We start from the raw sequence: 24,089 nt of genomic DNA on the forward strand, positions 1-24,089 counted from the left end.
TCCACCGCATCCCTTTAGCTTAAAGCGTTTTTTTCCTGCCCACAATGAGTTTCCCAAAACACACTTGGTTACACGCATTAACCCATTCCATCTCAAAACAGCAGTTTATAAAAAGTTTATAAACTCTTTAGACATTGTTCCATATTTTTGATTATGATGAAGATGGCTTTACGGAAGGAGTAACAATCATGTCTATTCGAAAACGTCTCATCATTTCTCATGCTGCCATGATCATAACTCCCATTTTGGTGCTAGTAGTCATCATGGGTTTATTACATATTGTCTTCACCGGAAATTCTTCATCGGGTTTTGGAACGTGGGGGGATACAGACTCGGATACCCAGATGGAACTATTCACTCAGCTGAAGAAAACCGTATCACTTCACGAAGAGAAATTGTTTGATGAGTCTTATTTACACAGGATCAATGAACAACTTGATAAAGAAGAGACCTATCTTGTTATTCGCAAGGGGAATCATTTGATTTATTCCTCTAAGGAAGTTGAAACGATGACTTTAGATGAACTCCCATCCTTTGGCAGTGAGGAAAGTAGACCGGTTGTCATTCGGAATGGAGAGGATCATTTTTCCGTTTTACACTATGATTTTTATTTTCAGGACGGAATCAAAGGATCCATTTTCCTGCTGAATCATGCTCCGTCATTTGTTACTTATGCCAGAGTGTTTTTTCCAATCTTTATCCTGAGCCTGATACTAATCCTTTTCATCACGAATGCCACATTATCTTATTTCATGTCAAAGAAGATATTACGTCCTGTCAATCAATTATCATCGGCCTCTGACAAAATCAGCAGAGGGGATTTTGATTTTACAATAAAACCCCAAGGGAACGATGAACTGAATAGACTTCTTCGAACATTTGATCACATGCGGTTGCAATTAAAGGAATCGATTGAATTACGAGATCAATATGAACGGAATCGAAGAGAATTGGTGGCCAATATATCACATGATTTAAAAACTCCGATTACTTCGATCATGGGGTACGTTGAGGGCATTCAGGATGGAGTGGCGGATACGCCAGAGAAACAAAAACAATACCTGGATACGATTCATTCGAAGACAAACTATATCAATCAATTGATCGAGGAATTGGCGCTTTTCTCAAAACTGGATGTAAACAGGGAGACTTTTCATTTTGAAAAAGTCAACATCACAGCATTTATCGAAGACTATCAGCGTGAAATAGAGGATGATATGGATGAAAAGGGGATTAACCTCAACCTAAACGGACATACAACAAGCAATGTCCTCATAGATAGAAATAAAATGATACGTGTCATTCAAAATATCATCTACAATAGTGTTAAATATATCGAAAAAACGCCAGGAGAAATTTCCGTTTCTCTTACGGATAAGGAAAAAATGGTCGAGGTCTGCATCAATGATAATGGGACAGGCGTTCCGGAGGAGGATCTGAAAAACATCTTCAATCGCTTCTATCGTGTCGATGCTTCCCGGAGTTCTGATGGAAGCGGACTTGGATTAGCCATTGCCTCACAGATCATCCATGCACATAAGGGAAACATTTGGGCAGAAAATAGGAATAGCGGCGGACTCCGCATCTGTTTTACATTACAGAAGGTAGAGGATGAAGAACGTGGATAAGAGAATCTTAATTATTGAAGATGATCTAAGTATAGCGTTGTTGGAAAGGGATTATCTTCATATCGCAGGTTTCAAGGCGGACATTGCCACAGATGGAATGGAAGGTTTAGAGATGGTAAGAAGTAAGGCATTTCATTTGATCATACTCGATTTGATGCTGCCTGAAGTGGACGGATTTGAACTATGCAGGGTCATCAGGGAAGAACACGATATCCCTATATTGATGGTCACCGCAAAATCAGATGATATTGACAAGGTCCGCGGCCTGGGCTTGGGTGCGGATGATTATATTGTTAAGCCTTTCAGTCCCAATGAATTGGTGGCAAGGGTGAAATCGCATCTTGCCAGGTATGACAGGCTGACCCAATCAACCCAAACAAATGGGGAAATTTACATAAAGGACCTTCAAATCAATCCAACATCCAGACAGGTGTTTATTAAAGGCAAAGAGTTGGAGTTCACGAATAAGGAGTTTGATTTACTCACGTTTATGGCCTTGAATCCCAATCAAGTATTTTCGAAAGAGCAGCTGTTTGAAAAAATTTGGGGTCTGGATTCGATGGGGGATACAGCCACCGTGACCGTTCATATCAAGAGAATACGAAAAAAGATCGAATCTGATACCGCTAATCCTGAATATATCTTGACCGTATGGGGATCAGGATACCGATTTACAGGGAATAGATAAAACTCATTCCAAGGAGCATATGGAATATGAAAAGTAGATTATTACGAAAAAAACGCTCAGATTAAATGTTGAGCGTTTTTGCGTTATTATCAGTTTTCTCTCCGTACGGTACCCGCTAATTCTGTTTTATTTTATAGATAGTTTATAAAAAGTTTATAGATGCTTCAGAGGAAGTTCAGTTTTGCTTGATATAGTTGATCTGTAGACAGGAGGTGAAGACATGAAGCTTTCCATGACGGCAAGGAAGGGCTTGGTCACTCTACATATTGTATTTTCAGCCATAATGCTCGGGAATATGGTGACGTTTCTTCTATTAAGCATCGTATCCGTGACAACGGCTGAAGATCGGCTATTGGAAAGTTGTTATGCAATTATGCATGTTCTCTCGGAAACGTCGATCAGAGCGTCAACAATCGGAACCACCATAACGGGAATTCTCTTATCCATTTGGACAAAATGGGGGCTGTTCAAATATAAGTGGATCATTGTGAAAGAAATCATAACCGTTTTGTTGATTGTTCTAAATATATGGGGGATGTACGGTCTTACGTTAAATGCCTTGAATGAAATTAAAGTTACCTCTATTTTCATTGATCCGCCATTAGGGTTATGGGCAGGCATCATTTTACAACTGGTTTCGCTCATCTTCATCTTCGCAATTTCTGTCTATAAGCCTTGGGGTCAGCGTAAACAAGGAATCTCTTTTACAAAATAAAATATAGGAGTGATTGTCATGCACTTTCCGTTTTTCATTTTTCATCTCTTCTTCTTACTTCTACTCTTTTCGGCTGTTTTCTTATTTGCCCGCAATAGAAACAGGAATAATATCAATAACCCAGGAACCCTTTTGGCCGTTCGATACGTCAATGGGGAATTAACTAGTGATGAATATAAGGAAATGAAACAAGTCCTAAAAGGAAAATAATCATCCGGATATAAAGAAATCACGGGGTTTCAAAGGACTTCCGTGATTTTTCTTTGTCATCTGGTACTTGGATCACTATGAAAAAAACTCCGAATAGTCCTGTAGACGATAACCGCTATGTCACATACCGGTTGCAAAAACATGTGATTTTACTTCAAGGGACATAAAATCTTCGTTACTGCTGCATACTATTTTTATCAAAAAAATTTTAATGAATAGAGGTATTTGAAAATGGATGAAGTGAGAAATACAAATCAAGTAGAAGAAGTAAATAAACACCTTAGAAAAAATCCCCAAGGAAGCTGCAGAAAGAAGAATTGAAAATCAGCCTCAAACTGGTAAAAACGAGAAAGCCATTAAACCGTTTTAAGCCCACTATACCTGTTGGATAGCCTGAAGGTCCGATCCGGGATATTTATCCGAAAAAGTTGATTGAGAACCGTCCCTATTTAACCTGAAGATAAAGAACCCCCTCTACTGATGAGGGGGTTCGTTCTTTTCGAAGCTCATTATAGTAGCGTTGTTCTTCTGAATTGAAAGCAGCGGGGAAGCTTTGGGACGGATCTCGCGCTTCTTTTTTGATAAGAACAGGGGTCATTGGTTTATTTCACAGATTGATAAAAATTTGTGTCTTTAATAGGTTATTTAACTTTCATTTATTAATCTTCTGCTATGCGCTTAATCCATTCTAACTTTCTGTCCCAATCGGCAGCCAGATTTGCCATCCACTCTGCTGTTGAAGACAGTTGCTGAGGACACAGCATATATCTTACTTCCCGTCCGACACGATTACTGGAAACAAGCCTGGCATCTTTTAAGATTGTTAGATGTTTAACAACGGCCTGACGAGAAACCGTTACCTTAGTTGCTAATGTTGTTGCTGTGGCTTGTTCACTTAAAGCGATTAGGTCAAGTAATTCTCTACGTGTGGGGTCTGCTAAGGCGATCAAGACATCTTCGAAAATACTGCTGTCTGTAGTTGCCAATTTATTGCTCTGCACGCTTCCGCAGAACTTCCAATTGCATCTCCCAGCCATGGACATTCCCTTTGAAGAACTTTCTTTGCTCTTGTTCGGATACTGCAAGGTGTGAAAAGCCGCTTTCAACTACTCTAAGTAAAGTTCCCCCATCTTTTGAAGACAACTTGAACTCAACCAGGGTAGAGTTTTCTCCGTTTGGTTCCGCTCCGGGAAATGAACTTGCCCACCGGCACGCAAGGTAGTTTGGCGGTTCTGATTGTTCAATCAACACCGGGAATTGTCCATACTTTGTGTCCGCCACCACACGTTGGCCATCTACCTGAACCTTGTCCGGACTAGGTGCATCACCAACCCACCATGCCGGTTGGCTAATTAACTCCCATACCGTTTGGATAGATGCGTTTATAAAAATCTCTCTTTTAATTTGATCATTTTCCATAACTACTCCTCCTTTTCACAAGTGCAACCAAAGTGTAGCACATATTAACGCCTAGACGCAACTATAGTGTTGCACATCAGGGGGTATTTGTAAAAAACATTTATACTTGCAACACTAGTGTTGCAATAACTTACATTCACTATTAAGAAGCGCGGGGCGGTTCTCGCGCTTCTTTTTACATAGATACGGGAATGGAGGGCTCAAGGGGAGAAGGACCTTAACCTGCCGCTGATGAAGGAATTACTGCAATCAGTATGGAAGAAGTAACAGAACGAACATTACGCACGACAGGGGAGAGGGACATATGTCTGAAGGAATCGGTACCATTCAGGGAGTGCTTGAAACGTATAAACAGGCTGTGCACGAGAGGGATAATGACGTACTTTTATCTGCGTACTCATCTGACGTCCATGTTTATGATTGCTGGGGGAGTTGGGAATGCAAGGGGAAAGATGCGTGGGGAGAAAAGGTTTTAGACTGGTTTAACGATTTAAAAGAAAACGGTGATGTACTTAAAGTGGATGTGGACGAAGTAGTGATTGAAGAAAATACAAATCTCGCATTTGTTCATTGTTCTGTTACGTTTGCTGCCTACAAAGAAGGATCAGAAGAGAAACTTCGTCAGATGACCAACCGGTTTACATTTGGCTTGAAAAGAGTAAACGGTGCCTGGCTGATTACACACGAGCATTCTTCTTTGCCCATCAATATGGAGGATGGGAAGGGAATGTTTGACTTGAGGTAAGGTCGATATTGTCGGTCCCGATACGGGGGATTTACGATTTTTTAAAAAAAGACTTTAGAAAATAAATACTGTAAGGAGTGGGTTAATAATGGAAAAGGTCACACCATTTTTAATGTTCCAAGAGGGCAATGCAGAAGAAGCTATGAATTTCTACACCTCTCTGATAGAGGATTCGGCCATTACGAATATTATTCGTTACGGTGCAAATGAAAGCGGAGATGAAGGAACGGTCATGCAGGCTTTTTTCACCTTGAAAGGACAAGAGTTCATGTGCATTGACAGTAATGTAACACATCAGTTTACCTTCACACCTTCATTCTCCATCTTTGTTACATGTGATACGGAAGAAGAACTTGACCATCTTTTTGAGAAACTGAACGAAGGTGGAGAAGCACTTATGCCGCTTGGTAATTATGGTTTCAGTAAGAAATTTGGCTGGCTGAATGATCGTTTTGGTGTTTCGTGGCAGTTGAATTTGCTTGAATGAGTGAGAATGGGACGGGCATGTGCCGATTAATTCCCCTCTACCCGGAAATAGGATGTGGAAGCGCGGTTACGGATCTCGCGCTTCTTTATTATGATCCTTAGTCGCAGCCAGATAAGAGTTAGCCGCCGAGGAATGCAGGGAATCTTGTGATCATAGAAGTAAGTTGCAAGCTTCCGACAGTTCATATAAAAGACTAGATGGTTTTTATAGTATAGGTAAATGGATTCGTGTAGCCACACTGGGTACAGAATACCTGGAGTTTATATAGTTTATTGCTCAGTTTTTTAATCAAGTCAGCTTCCACAATATTTTCATTCAGGTTAAAAGGCGAGAAGGTAGAGGTTGTATCATAATGTGGTGAGAGACTATATTGCCATTGTATTTTTCTTTTACACTTTTCACATTTAATCATGCTTTTGATTACGTTGTTCATAATGGAAATCAACACCCTTATCGTTTTATGAACAGTGTATCGGATATCACCCTGTATTTTCCATAAATATTAACAGGTTAATATTTTTTTTATAAAAAGAAATGAAAGTATTCGGAACAAAGTGGTTGGTCTGTTAGGGTGAAATTGAAGCAGTAGGCACTTTTTAACGAAAGATTTGTGAAACTTATCACAAAGAAAGAGATGGTGAAGGTGCAAATTGGAGGGAAGATGTACAAGTAGATGGGGGTTTTTAGTTTTGCAGTGTTCCACGTACGTATTGGAAGAAGAGTATTGCCCAAAACCATTATATTTGAAATAATTGGTATAACATTAGATTATAAAATACATAGATTTTTTCAGGTGAGAGGATGAAGAAAGTGGTTAAAAAGAAAAATGAAACCCTTGAATGGATTAAATCTTTAGGTGTAGCATTAGTCATCGTCTTTATTGTTCGGACCTTCTTATTTACCCCGATCATGGTTGACGGAGCTTCAATGAATACGACATTACATGACCATGATCGAATGATAGTATCCAAGATAGGTGAGCCGGAGAGATTTGATATTGTTGTTTTTCACGCAAATGAGAAACAGGATTATATTAAGCGTGTGATCGGTTTGCCCGGTGATAAAATCGAGTACAAAGACGACACCTTATATGTAAATGGGAAAGCGTATAAAGAGCCTTACCTGGATGAGCAAAAAGAAGATATAGAAGGTGACTTAACGAGGTCATTTAAACTGGAGGATACCGCTGTCGGACAGGCCACTGTACCGGGAGGCCATTTATTCGTTATGGGTGATAACAGAAGGAACAGCACAGACAGCAGGATGATAGGCGCGATACCTATTGATCAGGTTGTGGGGACTACGAATATTATATTTTACCCGTTGAAGGATATGAGGATTATTGAAAATGAATAGTTTCAGGGAACGGAAGCTGAAGATTGGTTGAGGGGTCTTCAGCTTTTCTTTATTCGATTAAAGAAAGAAGGATGAGATATGCAAGGAAATAAAAATATATGGGAAAACCAATATGCTATGGGAGGAAGATGTGAGCCTGGTAGATAAAAGCGGAAAGGTCAAGGATATTAAAAGCATTGATGTAAGTCACGGCGAGCCATATTGTCAGGGGACGATTGATATTATATTCTAGCCCATTTAAGCAAAAAGGAGGTATAAATATGAAAGTGAAAAAAACACAAATTTTAGTGAACCTCGTGGGCGGTTTGTTGTTGTTTTGGGCGGTTTTTCAAGCCTTCTATTTCACGAAATATGGGTATGAAACCAGCTTCGCTTACTATTTAAACATTGCTGGTCCTGCATTGTTCTCCTTGTTGTTACTGGCTCAAGCAATTAAAAATTTTGTGGAAAAAGATTTTAAAAAGTTTTCCTTATATCTAATTTTGGCTGTTGTTACCGCATATATATTTGCTCCATACGTTCTATAACGGGAATACATATACCCACCAAATAGTAGAATACTAGTCGTCCCCATTAAACTTTTTGTTTAAAGTTGAGGACAGCTTAACAAAAGGAGAGGCTTCTTTGACAAAAATCAAAAATATTGGACGATTTTGTCCGACGGATCGCAACGGAAATATCATAAATGATTCCAGCCCGTTAAACATCAACCCTGCATTTTCCAAGGTGATTGAAGAGACAGTAGACCATTACCAGACCCATTTAAAATCAGACTTGCACAGTATATACATTAGAGGTTCTATTCCGCGTGGATTGGGTATAGAGGGCGTTTCGGATCTGGATACAATCGCTCTTACGAATAAGAGTATTCAAGACATAGATCTGGGATGGGTGGAAAAAGCAGAACAACTTTTGAACAAAAAGTATAACTGTGTCGATGGAGTGGAATTTAGTTTTTATCCTATTAAAGATGTTTTAGAATCGGATCACTTTTCAATCATATCGTTCATGATTAAGACTCATAGTGTATGTGTTTACGGAAAAGATGTAAGTGACTTCTTACCTGATTATAAAGCTGATCTAACGCTTGGGAATGAACATATTGGGAATCTAAAAAGACAAATAGACCAAGCAAAAGAAGATCTTGATGGGAATGAAGATAAGGAAGATATCGTGGACTGCTGCAGATGGATCATGAAAATTATCGTCAGGGCAGGACTTGCTCTAGTGATTGATAAAGAATCCAACTATACAAGAGACTTATACCCGGCATATAAGGCATTTGCGAAACATTATCCAGGGAAAGAAACTGAGATGAAACAAGCCGTTCATTATTCGATTAACCCGGTTGAAAATCCGGATGAAATACTGGGATTTTTAGAGCGGATGGGAAATTGGATGATAAATGAGGCTGAAAATTGGCTGAAAGCTCATAAAGTCATATAATTATTTTAGAATTCATCGAATAAAAAAAGCCTGATTCCTCCGTATCGTTAGTAAGAAATTAGGCTTTTGAATTTCCACAATTGCGCCTGTTTGCTTTATTCTATAACGTCTTTTAAATTGATAACGACAAAATAATCGATGTTCTTAATGTAATAAAGCTGTTGTTTACTATCAAAACAAGTTTGTTGGAAATCGTAATCAATTAAAGTCCCATTCAATATTTATTTGATTTTCTCCGCAAACTCTATCATAATCCCTTCTGGGCCACGAGCGTAGCATAATTTATATGTGTTTTCGTAGTTTTGTATCTCACCAAAAAGTTCTGTGCCTCTTTTTTTCAATTTGGCAACAATTTCTTCAATATCTTCAACAGCAAATGCAATATGGGTATGTAAAGTAGGGTGCTGAATCCCTTTTTCAACTGAAGGCGAATGAAACTTGATCAGTTCCAAAGTTGCCTCACCGTTCGGCATCCCTAACATTACAACCGTCTCTCTAACGTCATTAAGCCCAATTATTCGTTCTGCCCACTCACCTTCTACTTCTGCTTCCCCCAGCACTTCCAGCCCTATATCGAGAAAAAAATCTTTAGCAGCAGAGAGATCATGTACAATTACACCTACATGATCTATTCTATTGATCTTCATATCCAAACCTCCTTGTTTCTGTAATTTTTCATAATCTTGCATTCCTGATTAGTTTGCTTGTGACTCTAATTCGCTAAAAACAGAAAATTTCCTTCTTAAACAACTTGAACCCAAGTAAAACACTTTTATATCATAGAAGCAATTTTCTTGTGCTAATGAAGAACATTATTGACATTGATAATCATTATCAATTAAGATATACCCATACATAGTAAGAGGAGTGGAGAGTAATTGACGATTAGTAACTGGAAGGATGACCTGCAATCATTTGTCGATGAAGTTATATCCAAGGTGTACCAGCTTCCTTGTAAAGAGCGGACGATGCTGTCTGTCTTAAGTGCTATTTCCGATTTGCAATCTACTTTAAATCGGAAAGATTTCCCTTCAAATGGATGCTATTACATATCGCTGGCTCAGATCATCGATCATTTAATGCAAACGATAGATAAGAAGGAAACGGCTCATCAGAATGAGTGGGTCTGCACATTCTGGGAAATGTATGATGAGCAGATACATCAACATGTATCAGTGGAATACTTGATTGTGAGACACGACCCTGTACAATTCAGCGTCCGCAAATATGTGGTCTATCCGTTGGAGCAACAGATCCACACATTCATACAGTCTGTCGTGAAATGGGCCAGGCATACATTTGATAAAGTGCCGGATTATATTGAAACTGTAGATCTGACAACCGGGAACAAGCAGCTGTATTGGATGGATGGGTCGGGGGGACAGGTACCTTGACCCACTTGAAAATGTCATGCAGGGATGAAAGTTGACAACATACATTCATTTTTCACTGTGATTCAGTCAAGTTAAGTAAATATCCGGTATGAATGGCTGGACAATTCCTTAATGGTCATGTGTTCCCACTGTGATCGGGGGTATTACAGTGGCCACGAATATATTTATTATCAAAAACGGCCCGCTTATTATCAAAAATCCCAATATATTATCAAAAATCACCCATTTACTATCAAAAAGAGAAATATATTATCAAAACCGTATTTTCACTGATTCTAATACCCGCTGACGTATCGATAATTCTGCTTACAGGGAAAATGATAGTTTTCCCTCCCTGGTAAAGTACCCGGCTTCAGCTTTACTCTATTCCTAGTCCATCACCCCCCAGACTCGCCAACAGCCCCCAACACCATTTCCCCAAAAGCCTCTACAGCAGGCGAGAGCCACTTCTTCTTTTTAATCAGCATATGAGAATAGATGGGTTCAAATTGTTCGGAGTGTTGGAGCCGTTTCAATGTACCGCTTTCAAGTTCTTCTTTGACAGTGATGTAAGGCAGGACGGCAAACCCAAGGCCGCTCTTGACCATTTGTTTGATGGCTTCGATGCTCCAGAGTTCCATTGTCTGGAAGGGGGAGATACCTTGTTTCGTGAGGTGTGTTTCGAACATGTTCCGGTAGCTGCAGCCTTCTTCGTTGGTGATGAAGACGGCATTGTTCTTCTTTTTATACTCATCAAAATGATCGGGTCCGTCATGGCTTGTGACGATGATGATTTCTTCTTCGCCCAAGTTGTGATGAATGCATTTGTCCAGGCTGATTTCCGGGTAGACCATGAGGGCGAGATCGACGCGTCCGCTTAATAGGTCGGTTTGGTTCTGGCCGCATGTGCCGTTGGTCAGGATGAGTCGGACGTGTGGATATTTTATCGAGTAGTCCCTTATGATCGAGCCCAACAGGGAGATGGTCAGTGACTCTGGAGCCGCCACCCGTATGACGCCTTTTACTTCGCGGGCAGATTGGATGTTCTTGATTTGATCGTGGGTGGAAAGCAGGTCTTCTGCCAGTGGTATTAATTCCCTGCCCAGATGGGTGAGCTGCAATTTCCTTTTTATATAGGTGAAAAGGGCGCCGCCGATTTCGTGTTCGAGTGCCTGGATATGGGAGGTGATCGTTGATTGTGTGTAGCCTAATTTCTCGGCTGCCCCCGTATAACTGCCTTGTTCGATGATGGTCTGGAAGGTGATCAGGTGTCTGATTTCCATCTCGCATGTCTCCTTATCGTTTTCTGTATCGAAAAAAATGATAATGATATTTTATATTTCAATTTTATTTATCGTTGCGTTCATTTTACAATAAAGGCTATCAGGAAGTAAATGAGGAATGAAGGTGAATGAGTTGAATATAGCAGCGTTTCTATCGTATGTAATCATCACATCGGTCACACCGGGACCAAGCAATATTTTAATGATGAATGAGTCACGGAGGTTTGGATTTGCAGGGGCGTGGCAATTCAACAGCGGCATCCTTTCAGGGTTTGCCGTACTTGGCATGATCAGCGGGGTTTTTACAGCAGGTCTCTACAGCTGGATTCCCGTCATCGAACCGTATTTTAAACTGGCTGGTGCTGCTTATCTTCTGTACCTGGCCTGGCAGGTCAGTCTGCCAAAACGGGCGGGGAAGGAAACCGCAGCCGTGCAGTCGTCGTTTCTGTCAGGATTCATCTTCCAAGTAATTAATGTGAAGAGCATCCTGTTCTTCTTAACCGTGATGAGTGCCTTTATTTTACCGTACCATCAATCGGTTTCATCCATCGGACTATACATGACCATCACCATCTGTCTGGGCTGGCTCGCCCTGCTTCTATGGTCGGCATTCGGCTCGATATTGAAGGATTTCCTGGCGAAGCATGACAAGGGTTTCCGATTTGTGATGGGAGGTCTGCTGGTTTATTGTGCAGTGATGGTGGCTGCGGGATAGGGGGCAGAAGTGTCTCCGGTTAACCCAAATCACAGTGATCCCGAGTGGATCAATAATAATAATTTTCTCTTTCTTATTCAAGCCTGTGTCATTTAATCAAACTGGATAAGGTGATTATTGGTCAGGTTTTTGCAGAACTATCATCTTCTGAATATACCGGTTCATAAACTGAAGTTTTATTAAAGAGATCAAACTCCGGTCGTCCATTGACTGGAGTATTTTTTTGTTCTTCTCAATGGCATCCCCAAGTAAAAATAGGCTTTTGTATCAGTAACAATACCCACCAAAATTACATAAATTGTTTGGGAGTGTCACATTTATAGTGAATGCACCTAATTACAGAGTTATGTCTTAGAAAGCTCAATTGTTTTGTTTCTTGGATGAGAGCCATTGGTAATTTATTTGGGAGGTAATGAAGATGATGAATAATTTTCACAATGAACTTCAAGGTCTGAATGTAGGTGATTTCCAGGCAACACAACCTGTTTCCTGGGATCAACATATGTATGATCCACATGACGAACGGATTTTCCTTGGATTTGGGGGATGTTTTGGCTTTGGGTTCTCGTGCTTCTTTAGCTGTTTTGGCTGCGGAGGGTGCTTCCGTTGCGGCGGTTGCGGCAGGTGCGGAAGATGTGGCGGTTGCGGCAGATGCGGACGCTGCGGTCGTTAATCAGCTTTTAGCATTTCGTTTTCAAAATCACAGTACCAACCCCTGCATGAGTCTGTGCAGGGGTCTTTTTTATACATATCGGACAAAGTGAGATTCATAAGATGGTAATGACGGTCACTAAACAATATGAAAGCAGCGGGGGTAAGGAGGAGCGATATGGAAAAATTAGACCCTTCTATGCGATTAAAAGTAAAGAGGGATACGTTTTACATCCCTGAACCAAACAGCGGTGTTTATTTTAGGAATAACCAATGTTCTTTCCGGATGGAAGGAAGTGGAATTGATCAATGGGTTGAAAAGCTGCTGCCGATGTTCAATGGGGAGTACTCACTTGAGTATTTGACGAACGGACTGCCTGGTCCTTATAAAGACAGGGTCATGGAAATGGCAGAGGTTTTGCTTGGGAATGGATTTGTGCGGGATGTAAGCAGGGACCTGCCGCACCAGCTGCCTCGGCATGCAGTGGAAAAATTCGCATCACAAATCGAATTTGTGGATAGTTTGGCAGAGTCGGGAGCTTCAAGGTTTGAGACCTACCGCCATTCAAATGTCCTGGTGGTGGGGTCCGGCCCTTTTCTGACTTCATTGGTTTCATCGCTGATTGAATCGGGATTGGCGAAGCTGCAGGTGCTCATTACCGATGAGGTTCTTGTTAATAGAGGCAGGCTGATGGAACTTGTCGACCATGCCCGTCAAACAGATCCGGAGGTAGAATTCCGGGAAGTCGGATTAAGTGAAGAGGGATGGCGGGAGACCTTGAAGCCTTTCGATTCGATCCTGTATGTGACTCAAAAAGAAAACCTGGGGAAATTGGAACTTCTTCAAACCATTTGCAGGACAGATCAGAAGCTGTTCGTTCCGGCAATTTGTCAGAATCAAAAAGGAATCGCCGGACCACTCATCCATCCCGATTCCGAGGCTGGCTGGGAATCTGCATGGAGGCGACTGCACACTACTGCATTAAAAAAAGAAAATCAGTACTCTGCCCAATCAGAAATCCCTGGAGCGATGCTTGCAAACATGATTGTCTTTGAATTATTTAAAGAGGCTACAGGAGTGACAAAATCTAATCAGAGGAATCGGATTTTCCTGCTGGATACAGAAACGCTTGAAGGAAGCTGGCATTCATTTTTACCACATCCTCTGGAGACAGGAATTGCAGCGGCTGAAGCTGTTGGGAGTCTGGAAACGCGGCTGGAACAGGTGTCGGAAAGATCTGATCCTGAAAAACTGCTGTATTTCTTCAGTCTGCTGACGTCAAAAGAGACCGGGGTTTTTCATATATGGGAGGAAGGAGATACGAAGCAGCTGCCATTGGCTCAATGCCGGGTCCAGCCGGTCGATGTCCTGTCTGAAGGTCCGGCAGAACTGCTGGATGAGGTGATCTGCAGCGGCTTGACCCATGAAGAAGCACGACGGGAAGCCGGGTTAATAGGAATAGAGGGATACGCTTCAGGATTAAGCAGTTTGATTGTTCCTCATGGGGCAGGTGAATATATGGCCACCTGCACAGGGGCGACGTTTGCGGAATGCGTTGGACGCGGTCTTCAGAAGTGTTTGACTGATGGGCTGAGAAAAAGAGAATCCCTTCAAAAGAGTACCGTTTCCCGACTTGAATTAGATGCGGTCGAGGATGAAAGATGCACTTTCTATATAAAGGCACTGACCACGATACAAGGAGAGCCGGAAATCGGAGTGGGTGAGGATTTGGACGGTTTTCCTGTCGTCTATGTCCGGGGAAGAAACGGCTGGTATGGAAACACCGGTTTAACGATCACCATGGCGCTGAGGAATTCTCTGCAGCATGCGATTTTTTATGCTCAGAACGGTACTGATGCTTTCGATGCAAAACCTGTTGCAGCTGTGGCAGAGGAAGGAAGTGCAGAGAGAACAGCCATTCCAGCCGATGAAGACAGGATCCAGTCTGAAAATCTGAAAGATGCAATCGAAACCTTGAAACGGAATCAGAAGCAGGTAGCGGTATATGAACTGGATATGGAATCCGTTTTTAAACAGGAGACCGAAGGCGTGTTTGCTGTGCTGCTGCGAGAGGAGGAAATGCAATGAGTTCTTTCGTGGTGATTGTGGGTGAGGGAAGGCTTTCGGACCATGTATGTGCGCAAATTTCAGCCCGGTATCCCGTCTTCAGGCAGAGCAGCTTTGAAACAAGATTCCCTGCACGTACAGATTTGGTGCTGGCACTCCATGATACATGGAATCCGGCTGTTCATCAGCAGGCAGAAGAAGTGATGAGGGGGACTCAGGTTCCATGGCTGAGAGGCTTCGTTTCGTTTGGAGAAGGAATCATCGGACCACTCGTTCGTCCTAACACGCCGGGATGCTCACAATGTGCCAATCTGCGGCGTCTCCTTGGAGGAAAGGAGCGGCAGGAGATGCGGGAGGTACAGGATAAACTCGCTGAAGAGGGTGGAATAACGAACGACCCATGGGCTTCGAATACCGGTTTGTTGCATATGGCACACATCATCGCAGCAGAAGCCGGCAGGATCCTTGAGGATGAAAAGACACTTTCAGAAGGACGGGTATGCTTAACCGACTTGAAATCATTGAACAGCTCCTGGCACTCCTTTGTTCCCGATTCGTTATGCCGGAGTTGCAGCCTGATTCCGGACGATTCGCCGGAATTAGCCCGTGTTTCCCTTCAGCCCAGCAGGAAAATCCATAGGGACAGTTTCCGCTGTACGCCCCTTGATGAGCTGAAAGACGTTCTTATAAAAGACTACCTGGATAATCGGACCGGACTTTTTAACAGTAAGATGTTTGACCTGGTGACGCCATTTGCCGATGCGAGTGTCAATATGCCGATGTTCTCCGGGGATGAAGGGACGGCCGGCCGGACTCAGGCTTACTCGGACAGCGAGCTGACAGCCATTCTTGAAGGATTGGAGCGTCACTGCGGGTTGGAGCCGCGCGGCAAACGGACAGTCGTCCATGACAGCTACCGGAATGTGAAGGAACATGCACTGAATCCGCTGAAGGTCGGCGTGCATACCAACGAGCAGTACGCAATGCAAGGTTTCCCGTTTGAAAAGTTTGATAGGGACAGGGCCATTGACTGGGTATGGGGCTATTCACTCATTGAGGAGCGGCCGATTCTCGTCCCTGAGCTCCTTAGCTATTACAGTCTGGGCTGCGGCTCTTCCGGATTTGTCTATGAAACGTCCAATGGCTGTGCACTAGGCGGAAGCAGGGAGGAAGCGATTTTTTACGGAATCATGGAGGTCGTTGAACGGGATTCGTTCCTTTTGACCTGGTACGCAGAACTCAACCTGCCGCGTCTTGATCCTCTCACAGCTGAGGACGAGGAGTTGCAGTTAATGATTGAACGGATGCGGGCGGTCGCTGGGTATGATCTCTATTTGTATAATTCCACAATGGAGCACGGTATTCCAAGCGTCTTTGCGATGGCAAAGAACAGGAAGGATAAGGGGCTGAATCTGATCCTCGCGGCAGGTGCCCATCTGGATCCGGTAAGAGCGGCAAAAAGCGCGATCCAAGAGCTTGCCGGGATGATGCTGAATCTTGATGATAAATTGGAGAAGAACAAGGCGAAATTTGAAGAAATGATTTACGATGATTCCCTGGTGAGGCAGATGGATGACCATGGCATGCTATATGGATTGCCGCAGGCCGAAGAACGATTAGGGTTTTTACTGAATGACAGCCGTCCATTGCGGAGTTTCCGTGAAGAATTCAAATGGACGTCCGATCACAGTGATCTGACGGATGACCTTAAGGATATCTTGGCAGCATTACGAAGCCGGAACCTTGATGTCATTGTTGTTGACCAGACCGCGCCAGAACTTGCACAGAACGGGCTGCACTGCGTAAAAGTCTTGATTCCCGGCATGCTTCCCATGACATTCGGGCATCATCTTACCCGTCTGACGGGACTTGAACGGGTCCTTACCGTCCCGGCGGAACTGGGATATGCCGACCGGCCATTGACATTCGAGGAGCTCAACCAAAAACCGCATCCGTTTCCTTAGGATACTGGGAGGTAAGGAGGATGAGTCTGGAAGAATTTCTGCACAACCTGCAATTTGATATTGAGCGGGCCAATCAGCCAAACTGGGAAGCGGACTGGGATGATGCGCCCCTTCCCTATAAGCTGTACCGGGGATTGCCGGTGGTGCCATTGTCTGCCGAAGTACCACTGTCACTCACCGGTAGCAAGCAGCCGTTAAAACCGGATGTAGAAAGAATCGGTCATTTTCTCTGGTATGTCTATGGCATCACAGGGGTAAGCCAGTCGGTGGATCATGATGATTCACCCGAGCAGGAGTCATACCCCATCCACTCCTGCCGGCGGTTTGCTCCATCCGGAGGGGCGCTCTATCCGAATGAACTATATATCTATTTAAAATTGGATGAGCTGCCCCATGGAATCTACCACTATGATGCCGCCCGTCACTGCCTCGACCTGCTCCGGGAAGGGAATTTCGATTCGTACGTAGAACGATCACTCGGCAATCGCTGCGACATCTCATCCTGTTTCGGCACAGCCTTTGTCTCCACACGATTTTGGAAAAATTTCTTCAAATACAATAACTTTTCCTACCGCTTGCAGGGACTGGATGCCGGCGTCCTGATGGGGCAGCTGCTGGAAACGGCCAAACGGTTTGGATTCGAGTCAGGGGTGTATGTTCAATTTCTCGATTCAGCGGTCAACCATTTGCTTGGACTGACCGAGGAAGAAGAAAATGTCTATACCGTCATCCCGCTTTCGGCTGCTGCAACGAATTGGGCTGGGAATGGGAGGGGGACGGAAGGGGCATTCACCGCTGAGGAATTATGCGGGGAACTGCCCGCTATTTCTGTAGAACATTATGAACGTTCTGGAAGGGTTCGGGAGTTTCCGATGTTGCTGGCGGTGAATGAAGCTTCAAAAATAGATTGCACAGATGATTTCCGGAAACTCGGTCGACAACCGGTGTTTGAAGGAGGGGAGAAAGAAATCCATCTGCCAGAGGCAGAGTCCCTGGCGTATGATTTTGCTTCGGTATGCAAAAATCGCTATTCACCGGAAATGGATTTTACCATGGGTAAGGTCAGTCAGCAGGGACTGGCTGCTTTATTGAAGGGCGCAACTCAGTCTTACTCATTTCGAAGTGACATAGACGAAATTTTTTACGACAGAGAACCCCGCGTTTCGATTTACGGCTGTTTTTATAACGTGGAAGGCATACCGGATGGCGCATACGCATATGACAGCGGCCGCCATTCATTGCGGGAAATCGGCACAGGTGATTATCGCCTTCAGCTGCAATCCGGTCTGTCACTTGATAACGTTAATTTGCTGCAGGTGCCGCTCTGCCTTCATATCATCGGGAACAAAGAGTACGATAAAGACACCTTTGGATACAGAGGCTACAGGATCATGCAAATGGAAGCCGGCATGCTTGTCCAGCGCCTGCTTTTGGCTGCATCCGCCGCAGGGTTTGGCGGACACCCGCTGCTTGGGTTTGATACGACATTGACGGATCGAATTTACAAACTGGATTCAGAAGGCCGAACGACCTTGATTCAAATACCAATCGGGCCATTTCGGGAGCGGGGTTGGGTGAGGGGGAGTTTGTTGAGTTAGGGCAGACCAGGGGACAGGTGCAGTGGCTTTTGGGGCCGGGGTACCTGTACTCGTGGATTTCGGAGGTAGAGCGGGGACTCGGTTCCCGTTCTGCCTTTTGACTTTACATTAGCAGAATCCTTATGAGCTGCTGCCCAGGCAAATAAAGTGGTAAAGTAGAATGAGAACCAGTACCGGTTGTGATTGGGTATTTTTGTAAAAATCAGCATAAAGAGAAATAATTCAGCATAAATTTTAAAAAGTCAGCATAAACTCATTTTTTTCAGCATATATCCAAATAATTCAGCATAAATCCTGAAAAGTCAGCATAAATCGTCTTGGAACCCAGTCCAGGGGGGAATATTGACTCACGGAGGAGGTTCTCATATCTGCCAATCAAACGATTCAAGCCACTTTTTTAAAATACATGCCACTATCGAAATTTACGTGCCACATATTGATTATTCAAGCCACTTTCTTCATATTCAAGCTACTTTCCCCGTATTCAAGCCACTTGTCGAAAGCCTTTAAATGATTAGTGGACCAGTAAAGCCATTCTTATTTCTTTGATAAGAGTGGTTTTATTTACATGTAATTTGTATGATTGAATTCATTTCCTCATTAACAATTCCCGCCTGTAATGAAATGGTTATTAACCAGGATTCACAGCTGATCCCCATGGTTCATGGATAGGGATGATAAATTTGTGACCGCATGAAGGTCCACCTTTGCCCTCACATATGATACTATCTCAATAAGAACAAGTGCAGTACAGGAGGCAACCATGCCAAAAACGAAATACATAGAAATCTATCAAGACCTGAAACAGAAAATCGAACAGAGTATTTATGAGTACCAGCACCTGCTGCCTTCGGAGAATACGATGGTGAAGGAGTATGACTGCTCGCGGAATACAGTGCGGCGGGCGATCGGGAATTTGGTGAGCGAGGGGTATGTACAGACGAAGCACGGACAGGGTGCGCGTGTGATTTATCAGGATTTCAAGCAGAATGAGTATATGTTCGGGGAGACAGAGACGTTCAAGGAGTTTGCCCTCAGGAATCATAAGAAGCATGAAACGAAAGTGATTGTGTTTGAGGAGCTGACGGTTGATGAGGAACTTCATGCCCATACGCTGATTCCGGTTGGGGTTGAGGTGTATCACCTGAAGCGGGTCCGTTATCTCGAAGGAAATCCGGTGATCATGGACTACAATTATTTCCGAAAGGATGTCGTGAAAGGGCTGACGGCCGAGATCGCGGAGGATTCGATTTATGAGTATCTCGACAAGGAACTCGATCAGCGGGCGGTCACGGCGAAAAGGAAGATGGTGGTGGAGCGGACGACGGAAGCGGATGAAAAGTTTTTGAAGCTTGACGGTTTCAACAGCGTCGTCGTGGTAACGAGTCATATTTTCAATGCCGATGGTGTAATGTTCGAACATACGCAATCGCGTCATACACCGGGGAATTTTGTGTTTTTTGATCAGACGCGGAGGAAATGAAAATTGTCCCAATAGAGAAAAGCATCCTTAATGCAGATGTGGCTAAATAATAGTACCGGTTTAGAGTCTCACCCTATTTTTGTGTGAGGCTCTTTTCTTTTTGTATAGGGGAATTAAATGGAATAAAAGTAATGCTCAACAAAAGTACTTAATAATACAAGATAGAAATATCTATTATGAATGTAACTTGCTGGAGCAGGCAGTTCATCTCCATTCTTTATTTCGAATGGGCAGGACTGTTTAACAAAGGGATATGAAATTTATGGTAAAATTAATGGCGGTATAAGGAGTGTGAAAATTGAAAAATTACTTTAATGTTATATCGTTTTAATATGTGGACTTGATCTAGTGGTTTATATTTTATTCTTGAACGGAATTGATTTAGTTCCGAATGAAGTAGTCTTTTCTTTGATGATAGCGGGTTCAATCAGTGGGGTTATTCTTTCTTGGATTGGCAGCAAAGGGTAATGAGGAACATAGGTATTTTGGGAATGCTGTTGTTCTGATATTTACGGTAATTGGTCCACTCATAGTGCGTACTCTCATATGGAATACACCTTAATGCACATTTCACTGACGAGCAGTTTATTGGAATATCGGAAACTAAATTAGTTTGGTTTTCGTCAAGTTCTTAAAGGAGGCGTTATTATCAAATCTGGATTCTATATAATAATGGCTGTTTTAATTCTTGCATGCTAAATATTCCTTTACAGGAATATTCCTAATAAGTTATACTCAGATCATGGAGAAAGTATTTAGTGCTCTTGCCGAGCCCAATCGCTTACAAATAATCGAACTATTACGTCAAAGCCCACTAACAGTAGGGGAAATATCCGATCATCTTGGTCTGCGTCAACCTCAAACTTCTAAACATCTACGTGTACTCCGTGATGCAGGTCTGGTGGATATTCAACCTGTCGCCAATCGCAGAATCTACAAGCTACGGAGTGAATCTTTCAAAGATCTAGACAACTGGCTGCAATCTTATTGCCACATCTGGGATGAGAGATTCGATCGCTTAGACAATTACCTGGTGGACCTGCAAAGGAAGGACACGAATATTAACGACGATGGCAAGTAGTCTTGTCCTGTAAAAAGGTATCAAACAAGCTCAATTAGCTTTTGCCGGATGTGAAAAAAGTCGGGAGGAAATACAATGACAACTCAAGTCAAAATAATTCATACTTTTAATGCTCCACGTGAACTGGTGTTTAGGGCATTCACCGAATCAGAACATTTACAGAACTGGTGGGGTCCAAAAGGGTGGACATTTAAGGTTTATGAATCAGATTTTCGCTCAGGTGGTGTCTTTCATTACAGCCAGAAACCTGCTGACGGCGATGAAATGTGGGTTAAGTTTGTATACAGTGAAATGATTGAACCAGAGAAAATAGTTTATACCAGTTTCTTTTCTGATGAGGAAGGTAACGTTATACGTGCGCCATTTAACGAAAATTGGCCTTTAGAAACCCTTAACACCATAACTTTTAAAGAAGCAAATAGAAAAACAACAGTTATAGCTATAGTGACCCCTGTATCAGCAACCGAAGAGGAACTTAGAACCTTTGAAGAATCACAACACATGATTCATGAAGGATTTTCAGGTACATTCCATCAATTAGAGGATTATATATAAAGGAATTAACGTAAATTTAATTTTGATAAACAAAGGATGGATGCCTTTCCATAAACGGACGCAATTTAAAAATATTGAATTCTCCTTTGTTTCGTTAAAGATGGCCACTAGCTGAAGATCCGGAAGAAGGTCTTCAGCTTTTCTTCTATTCTAAAGAAGGGCAGGTTAATTAAATACACAATTTTCAAAAAGTGATAAACTTATTATCAATCGATACTAAATTGTAAAGTGGTGGATCTATGAATATTTTAGAAAAGTTTGCTGAGGTACCTAAACTAGAAACGGAACGGCTCATCCTTAGAAAAATCACACGGGATGATGCAGAAGATATGTATTCCTATGCTTCGAATGAAGAAGTAACGAGAGATGTAACGTGGGAAACTCATTCCTCATTATCAGATACAGTTGAATTTATACATACGTTTCTATCTCAATATGATGCTCTATGGGGAATTGAGCTTAAAGAAAATGGTACATTCATTGGAACGGTCCACTTTGTTTGGTGGCAGCCGGAACATAATAGTGCTGAAATTGGATATGTTCTATCTAAAGAATACTGGGGCAAAGGGATAATAACCGAAGCCGCTATGGCGGTCATTTCTTTTGGCTTCGACCGTATGAATTTAGTTCGAATACAGGCGAGATGCTTTTTAGAAAACAAGGGTTCAGAGCGTGTTATGAACAAGTTAGGTATGTCTTTTGAAGGGATAAGCAGAAAGGTAATGTATGTTAAAGGGGAACATAGGGATTTAAAGGTGTATTCGATAGTAAAGTTTTAGATGATCTGAGAACAAGCACTAAAACTCAAACAACCAACATCAAGGGGGAGAATAGTGGATATAGATATGAGAGAAGCCACCAGGAATGATTATGATGTGGTTCATCAAATACAGCAACAAGTTCACGAATTTCATACAAAGGAAAGACCTGACCATTATAAGATGGCTGATACCACGTTGGACAGGGAGTATTTCAACAACTTGATTGATGGAGAGAACACAAAGGTATTCCTATTAGAGGAAGAACAGCCAATCGCTTATTCAATCATTACGATACAACATACAAAGGAAAGACCCATTCTCATTCCAAAGAAAGTTGTCTATATGGACGATTTTGGTGTCGATCGTAAGTACAGAGGCAAAGGGTTGGGGAAACGATTCTTTGCAAAAATAGTAGAGTTCGCTAAGAGCATAGAAGCAGATTCATTGGAATTAAGCGTGTGGGAGTTTAACGAAGATGCTATAAAGTTCTATGAATCAATGAAGTTAGAGACAAAAATGAGGCGGATGGGGATAGATTTATAATGCTCTCTTTCCTATGCGTGAGTGGCCAGGTAATAGAATCATGCCATAATGGAGTTTTCAAGAACTAAGCCGGCATTAAAGTTAATTCATGGCTAGGAGAAATAATTTGTTGTGGTCATTGATTACGACAATACTATTTAACAAACCGAATAAAAAGGCTTCCTTACAAATAGTACGGAAGCTTTTCATTCTTTAACTTGCTTTCTCGAGTTTAATTATCGAGGTCACTTTCTAATACTTCATCTGAAATTACAAAACTTTCTTTTTCGTCCTATTGAGTGATGTCTTCTTCAATGACTGTGTTGGTGATTAAATCTTCTGTCTCATCCCAAATGTCCATTTTTAGATCTGCTTCAATCAATGATTTTGTTATATTATCCTTCAGAACTTGTATGATCAATATGATTTTCTCTTACCTCATCAGGAAGGACAATGGATTCGACTTCATTGAAATTAGAATAGGATTGTTTGATTGTTTGAATCGTTTCTATAGAATTGTGACCTTCATCAACTGACATTTCCAAATCAGTAGTGATAATAGTGCTTTCTGGTCTGAGACTTTCTTTATCAATGAATACTTTGTAGGTTAGTGAGTTTGTAACGAGATTATCTACAAACTGTGAAGAATATAATGCCGGTCTAGTGAGGTCCAATAAGTATTCAGTAATACTTTTAAAGGGATCCCCTGAACCTGAAAGTGTAAGAACATACTGTTCGTCCTTTTCTTCCATTTGTATCTTATCAGAATGTGACTGCAGCCATTTAAGCTCATATAGTACATTAAGATGCTTTCTAGTAGTTTCCAAAGAAGGGTGAACCCCTGCATCTGAGCCCTTGGTCCATCTGGAAAGAACATCAGTTGAATATACATCACCTTCAACGAGATATAATTCTCCTTTAAAGTTCTGATAACCATCACCAATGCTAATGTGGGTCGTTTGATATAATGCTTCCGGTTCTTTTATATAATCCATCTTAATGGTGGTTCTATCCTTTGAAGGTGATGTTTCAGCGTAAATAGTATCCTGGCGAACCTCAATTACTGACCTAAAGCTGTTTACTTCCTCCATTGCTTTAATAGAAGCACTTACTACATCTTTTGGAGCCTCTGAATTGTGTGAACAAGCTGTGGCTACTATGGATAATGTAAAAGTACATATAAAAAGAAATAGTAGTTTCTTCATTTTTCCTCCTATAGAGTATGACTACATATTAGGTTACATTTATACAATATAAGATTCAACGGCATTGGAAATAAATTGATAAAAAAGGTTGGCAATAGAAGCAGCATTAGAGGAAGGATTTCTTTTATAAACAATG

25 protein-coding genes are annotated in these 24,089 nt (G+C 42.1%); 19 read left to right on the forward strand and 6 right to left on the reverse strand.

Translation table 11 applies throughout. The features are described 5' to 3' along the window. Positions 1-188: 188 nt before the first annotated feature. The 3 genes from V6B33_RS01250 (at position 189) to V6B33_RS01260 (ending at position 3,031) form a co-directional block, all read left to right on the forward strand. On the forward strand, positions 189-1,628 hold the full coding sequence (locus V6B33_RS01250; RefSeq protein ID WP_334215924.1) for a HAMP domain-containing sensor histidine kinase: 1,440 nt from the start codon (positions 189-191) through the stop codon (positions 1,626-1,628). Then, complete coding sequence (locus V6B33_RS01255) at positions 1,612-2,316, forward strand: response regulator transcription factor (protein WP_334215925.1); 705 nt, start codon at positions 1,612-1,614, stop codon at positions 2,314-2,316. The genes V6B33_RS01250 and V6B33_RS01255 overlap by 17 nt, the downstream gene beginning before the upstream one ends. Positions 2,317-2,536: 220 nt before the next feature. Next, on the forward strand, positions 2,537-3,031 hold the full coding sequence (locus V6B33_RS01260; protein ID WP_334215926.1) for a hypothetical protein: 495 nt from the start codon (positions 2,537-2,539) through the stop codon (positions 3,029-3,031). Positions 3,032-3,900: 869 nt separating this feature from the next. Here V6B33_RS01260 and V6B33_RS01265 read toward each other — a convergent pair. Together V6B33_RS01265 and V6B33_RS01270 are read right to left on the reverse strand one after the other, a co-directional pair. Continuing rightward, on the reverse strand, positions 3,901-4,227 hold the full coding sequence (locus tag V6B33_RS01265; RefSeq protein ID WP_334215927.1) for an ArsR/SmtB family transcription factor: 327 nt from the start codon (positions 4,225-4,227) through the stop codon (positions 3,901-3,903). Position 4,228: 1 nt separating this feature from the next. Then, positions 4,229-4,660: an SRPBCC domain-containing protein gene (locus tag V6B33_RS01270; protein WP_334215928.1), complete on the reverse strand. Its 432-nt coding sequence runs from the start codon at positions 4,658-4,660 to the stop codon at positions 4,229-4,231. A 304-nt stretch (positions 4,661-4,964) separates the two neighbouring features. Between V6B33_RS01270 and V6B33_RS01275 the strand changes: the two genes are divergently transcribed. The 5 genes from V6B33_RS01275 (at position 4,965) to V6B33_RS01295 (ending at position 8,694) form a co-directional block, all read left to right on the forward strand. After that, the gene (locus tag V6B33_RS01275; RefSeq protein ID WP_334215929.1) at positions 4,965-5,405 is read left to right on the forward strand and encodes a YybH family protein; all 441 of its coding nucleotides are present in this window, start codon (positions 4,965-4,967) and stop codon (positions 5,403-5,405) included. An 88-nt stretch (positions 5,406-5,493) separates the two neighbouring features. After that, complete coding sequence (locus tag V6B33_RS01280) at positions 5,494-5,892, forward strand: VOC family protein (protein WP_334215930.1); 399 nt, start codon at positions 5,494-5,496, stop codon at positions 5,890-5,892. A gap of 810 nt (positions 5,893-6,702) precedes the next feature. Beyond that, entirely contained in the window at positions 6,703-7,248 is a 546-nt protein-coding gene (lepB, locus tag V6B33_RS01285) for a signal peptidase I (RefSeq protein ID WP_334216401.1), read from the forward strand. A 260-nt stretch (positions 7,249-7,508) separates the two neighbouring features. Next, on the forward strand, positions 7,509-7,775 hold the full coding sequence (locus V6B33_RS01290) for a hypothetical protein (protein WP_334215931.1): 267 nt from the start codon (positions 7,509-7,511) through the stop codon (positions 7,773-7,775). Between the two features lie 97 nt (positions 7,776-7,872). Beyond that, positions 7,873-8,694 (forward strand): nucleotidyltransferase, encoded by an 822-nt coding sequence (locus V6B33_RS01295; RefSeq protein WP_334215932.1) that lies wholly within the window; start codon positions 7,873-7,875, stop codon positions 8,692-8,694. Positions 8,695-8,915: 221 nt separating this feature from the next. On the opposite strand, the gene V6B33_RS01300 is transcribed toward V6B33_RS01295, so the two are convergent. Continuing rightward, entirely contained in the window at positions 8,916-9,341 is a 426-nt protein-coding gene (locus tag V6B33_RS01300; RefSeq protein WP_334215933.1) for a VOC family protein, read from the reverse strand. Positions 9,342-9,572: 231 nt separating this feature from the next. Here V6B33_RS01300 and V6B33_RS01305 point away from each other — a divergent pair, with 231 nt between their 5' ends. Next, positions 9,573-10,088 (forward strand): hypothetical protein, encoded by a 516-nt coding sequence (locus tag V6B33_RS01305; protein ID WP_334215934.1) that lies wholly within the window; start codon positions 9,573-9,575, stop codon positions 10,086-10,088. A 377-nt stretch (positions 10,089-10,465) separates the two neighbouring features. Here V6B33_RS01305 and V6B33_RS01310 read toward each other — a convergent pair whose 3' ends face one another. Next, positions 10,466-11,350 carry a LysR family transcriptional regulator gene (locus tag V6B33_RS01310; protein WP_334215935.1) on the reverse strand — a complete coding sequence of 295 codons (885 nt, stop codon included), beginning with the start codon at positions 11,348-11,350 and terminating at the stop codon, positions 10,466-10,468. A gap of 133 nt (positions 11,351-11,483) precedes the next feature. On the opposite strand from V6B33_RS01310, the gene V6B33_RS01315 reads away from it, so the two are divergent. From V6B33_RS01315 to V6B33_RS01360, 10 genes are all read left to right on the forward strand, one after another. Beyond that, positions 11,484-12,065, forward strand: coding sequence for a LysE family translocator (locus V6B33_RS01315; RefSeq protein ID WP_334216402.1), 582 nt, complete (start codon positions 11,484-11,486; stop codon positions 12,063-12,065). 421 nt (positions 12,066-12,486) lie between these two features. Next, a complete protein-coding gene (locus tag V6B33_RS01320; protein ID WP_334215936.1) occupies positions 12,487-12,738 on the forward strand; it encodes a heterocycloanthracin/sonorensin family bacteriocin in 252 nt (83 codons plus the stop codon). Positions 12,739-12,894: 156 nt separating this feature from the next. Further along, entirely contained in the window at positions 12,895-14,805 is a 1,911-nt protein-coding gene (locus tag V6B33_RS01325; protein ID WP_334215937.1) for a putative thiazole-containing bacteriocin maturation protein, read from the forward strand. Then, entirely contained in the window at positions 14,802-16,748 is a 1,947-nt protein-coding gene (locus V6B33_RS01330) for a TOMM precursor leader peptide-binding protein (RefSeq protein ID WP_334215938.1), read from the forward strand. Before V6B33_RS01325 ends, V6B33_RS01330 begins: the two co-directional genes overlap by 4 nt. Positions 16,749-16,768: 20 nt before the next feature. Continuing rightward, the gene (locus V6B33_RS01335; protein ID WP_334215939.1) at positions 16,769-18,346 is read left to right on the forward strand and encodes a SagB family peptide dehydrogenase; all 1,578 of its coding nucleotides are present in this window, start codon (positions 16,769-16,771) and stop codon (positions 18,344-18,346) included. 763 nt (positions 18,347-19,109) lie between these two features. Then, the gene (locus tag V6B33_RS01340) at positions 19,110-19,829 is read left to right on the forward strand and encodes a UTRA domain-containing protein (protein WP_334215940.1); all 720 of its coding nucleotides are present in this window, start codon (positions 19,110-19,112) and stop codon (positions 19,827-19,829) included. A 742-nt stretch (positions 19,830-20,571) separates the two neighbouring features. Next, positions 20,572-20,910 (forward strand): ArsR/SmtB family transcription factor, encoded by a 339-nt coding sequence (locus V6B33_RS01345; RefSeq protein WP_334215941.1) that lies wholly within the window; start codon positions 20,572-20,574, stop codon positions 20,908-20,910. Positions 20,911-20,985: 75 nt separating this feature from the next. Next, positions 20,986-21,465: an SRPBCC family protein gene (locus V6B33_RS01350; RefSeq protein WP_334215942.1), complete on the forward strand. Its 480-nt coding sequence runs from the start codon at positions 20,986-20,988 to the stop codon at positions 21,463-21,465. Between the two features lie 239 nt (positions 21,466-21,704). Next, positions 21,705-22,244 (forward strand): GNAT family N-acetyltransferase, encoded by a 540-nt coding sequence (locus tag V6B33_RS01355; RefSeq protein ID WP_334215943.1) that lies wholly within the window; start codon positions 21,705-21,707, stop codon positions 22,242-22,244. Positions 22,245-22,298: 54 nt separating this feature from the next. Next, positions 22,299-22,769: a GNAT family N-acetyltransferase gene (locus V6B33_RS01360; protein ID WP_334215944.1), complete on the forward strand. Its 471-nt coding sequence runs from the start codon at positions 22,299-22,301 to the stop codon at positions 22,767-22,769. Positions 22,770-23,040: 271 nt separating this feature from the next. Here V6B33_RS01360 and V6B33_RS01365 read toward each other — a convergent pair whose 3' ends face one another. After that, positions 23,041-23,169, reverse strand: a complete 129-nt coding sequence (locus V6B33_RS01365) for a hypothetical protein (RefSeq protein WP_334215945.1) — start codon at positions 23,167-23,169, stop codon at positions 23,041-23,043. After that, the gene (locus V6B33_RS01370) at positions 23,144-23,953 is read right to left on the reverse strand and encodes a DUF6612 family protein (RefSeq protein ID WP_334215946.1); all 810 of its coding nucleotides are present in this window, start codon (positions 23,951-23,953) and stop codon (positions 23,144-23,146) included. The genes V6B33_RS01365 and V6B33_RS01370 overlap by 26 nt, the downstream gene beginning before the upstream one ends. Positions 23,954-24,089: the final 136 nt, after the last annotated feature.

This window comes from Mangrovibacillus sp. Mu-81 (assembly GCF_036867415.1).
In the GTDB taxonomy this organism is placed as follows: domain Bacteria; phylum Bacillota; class Bacilli; order Bacillales; family Bacillaceae_B; genus Rossellomorea.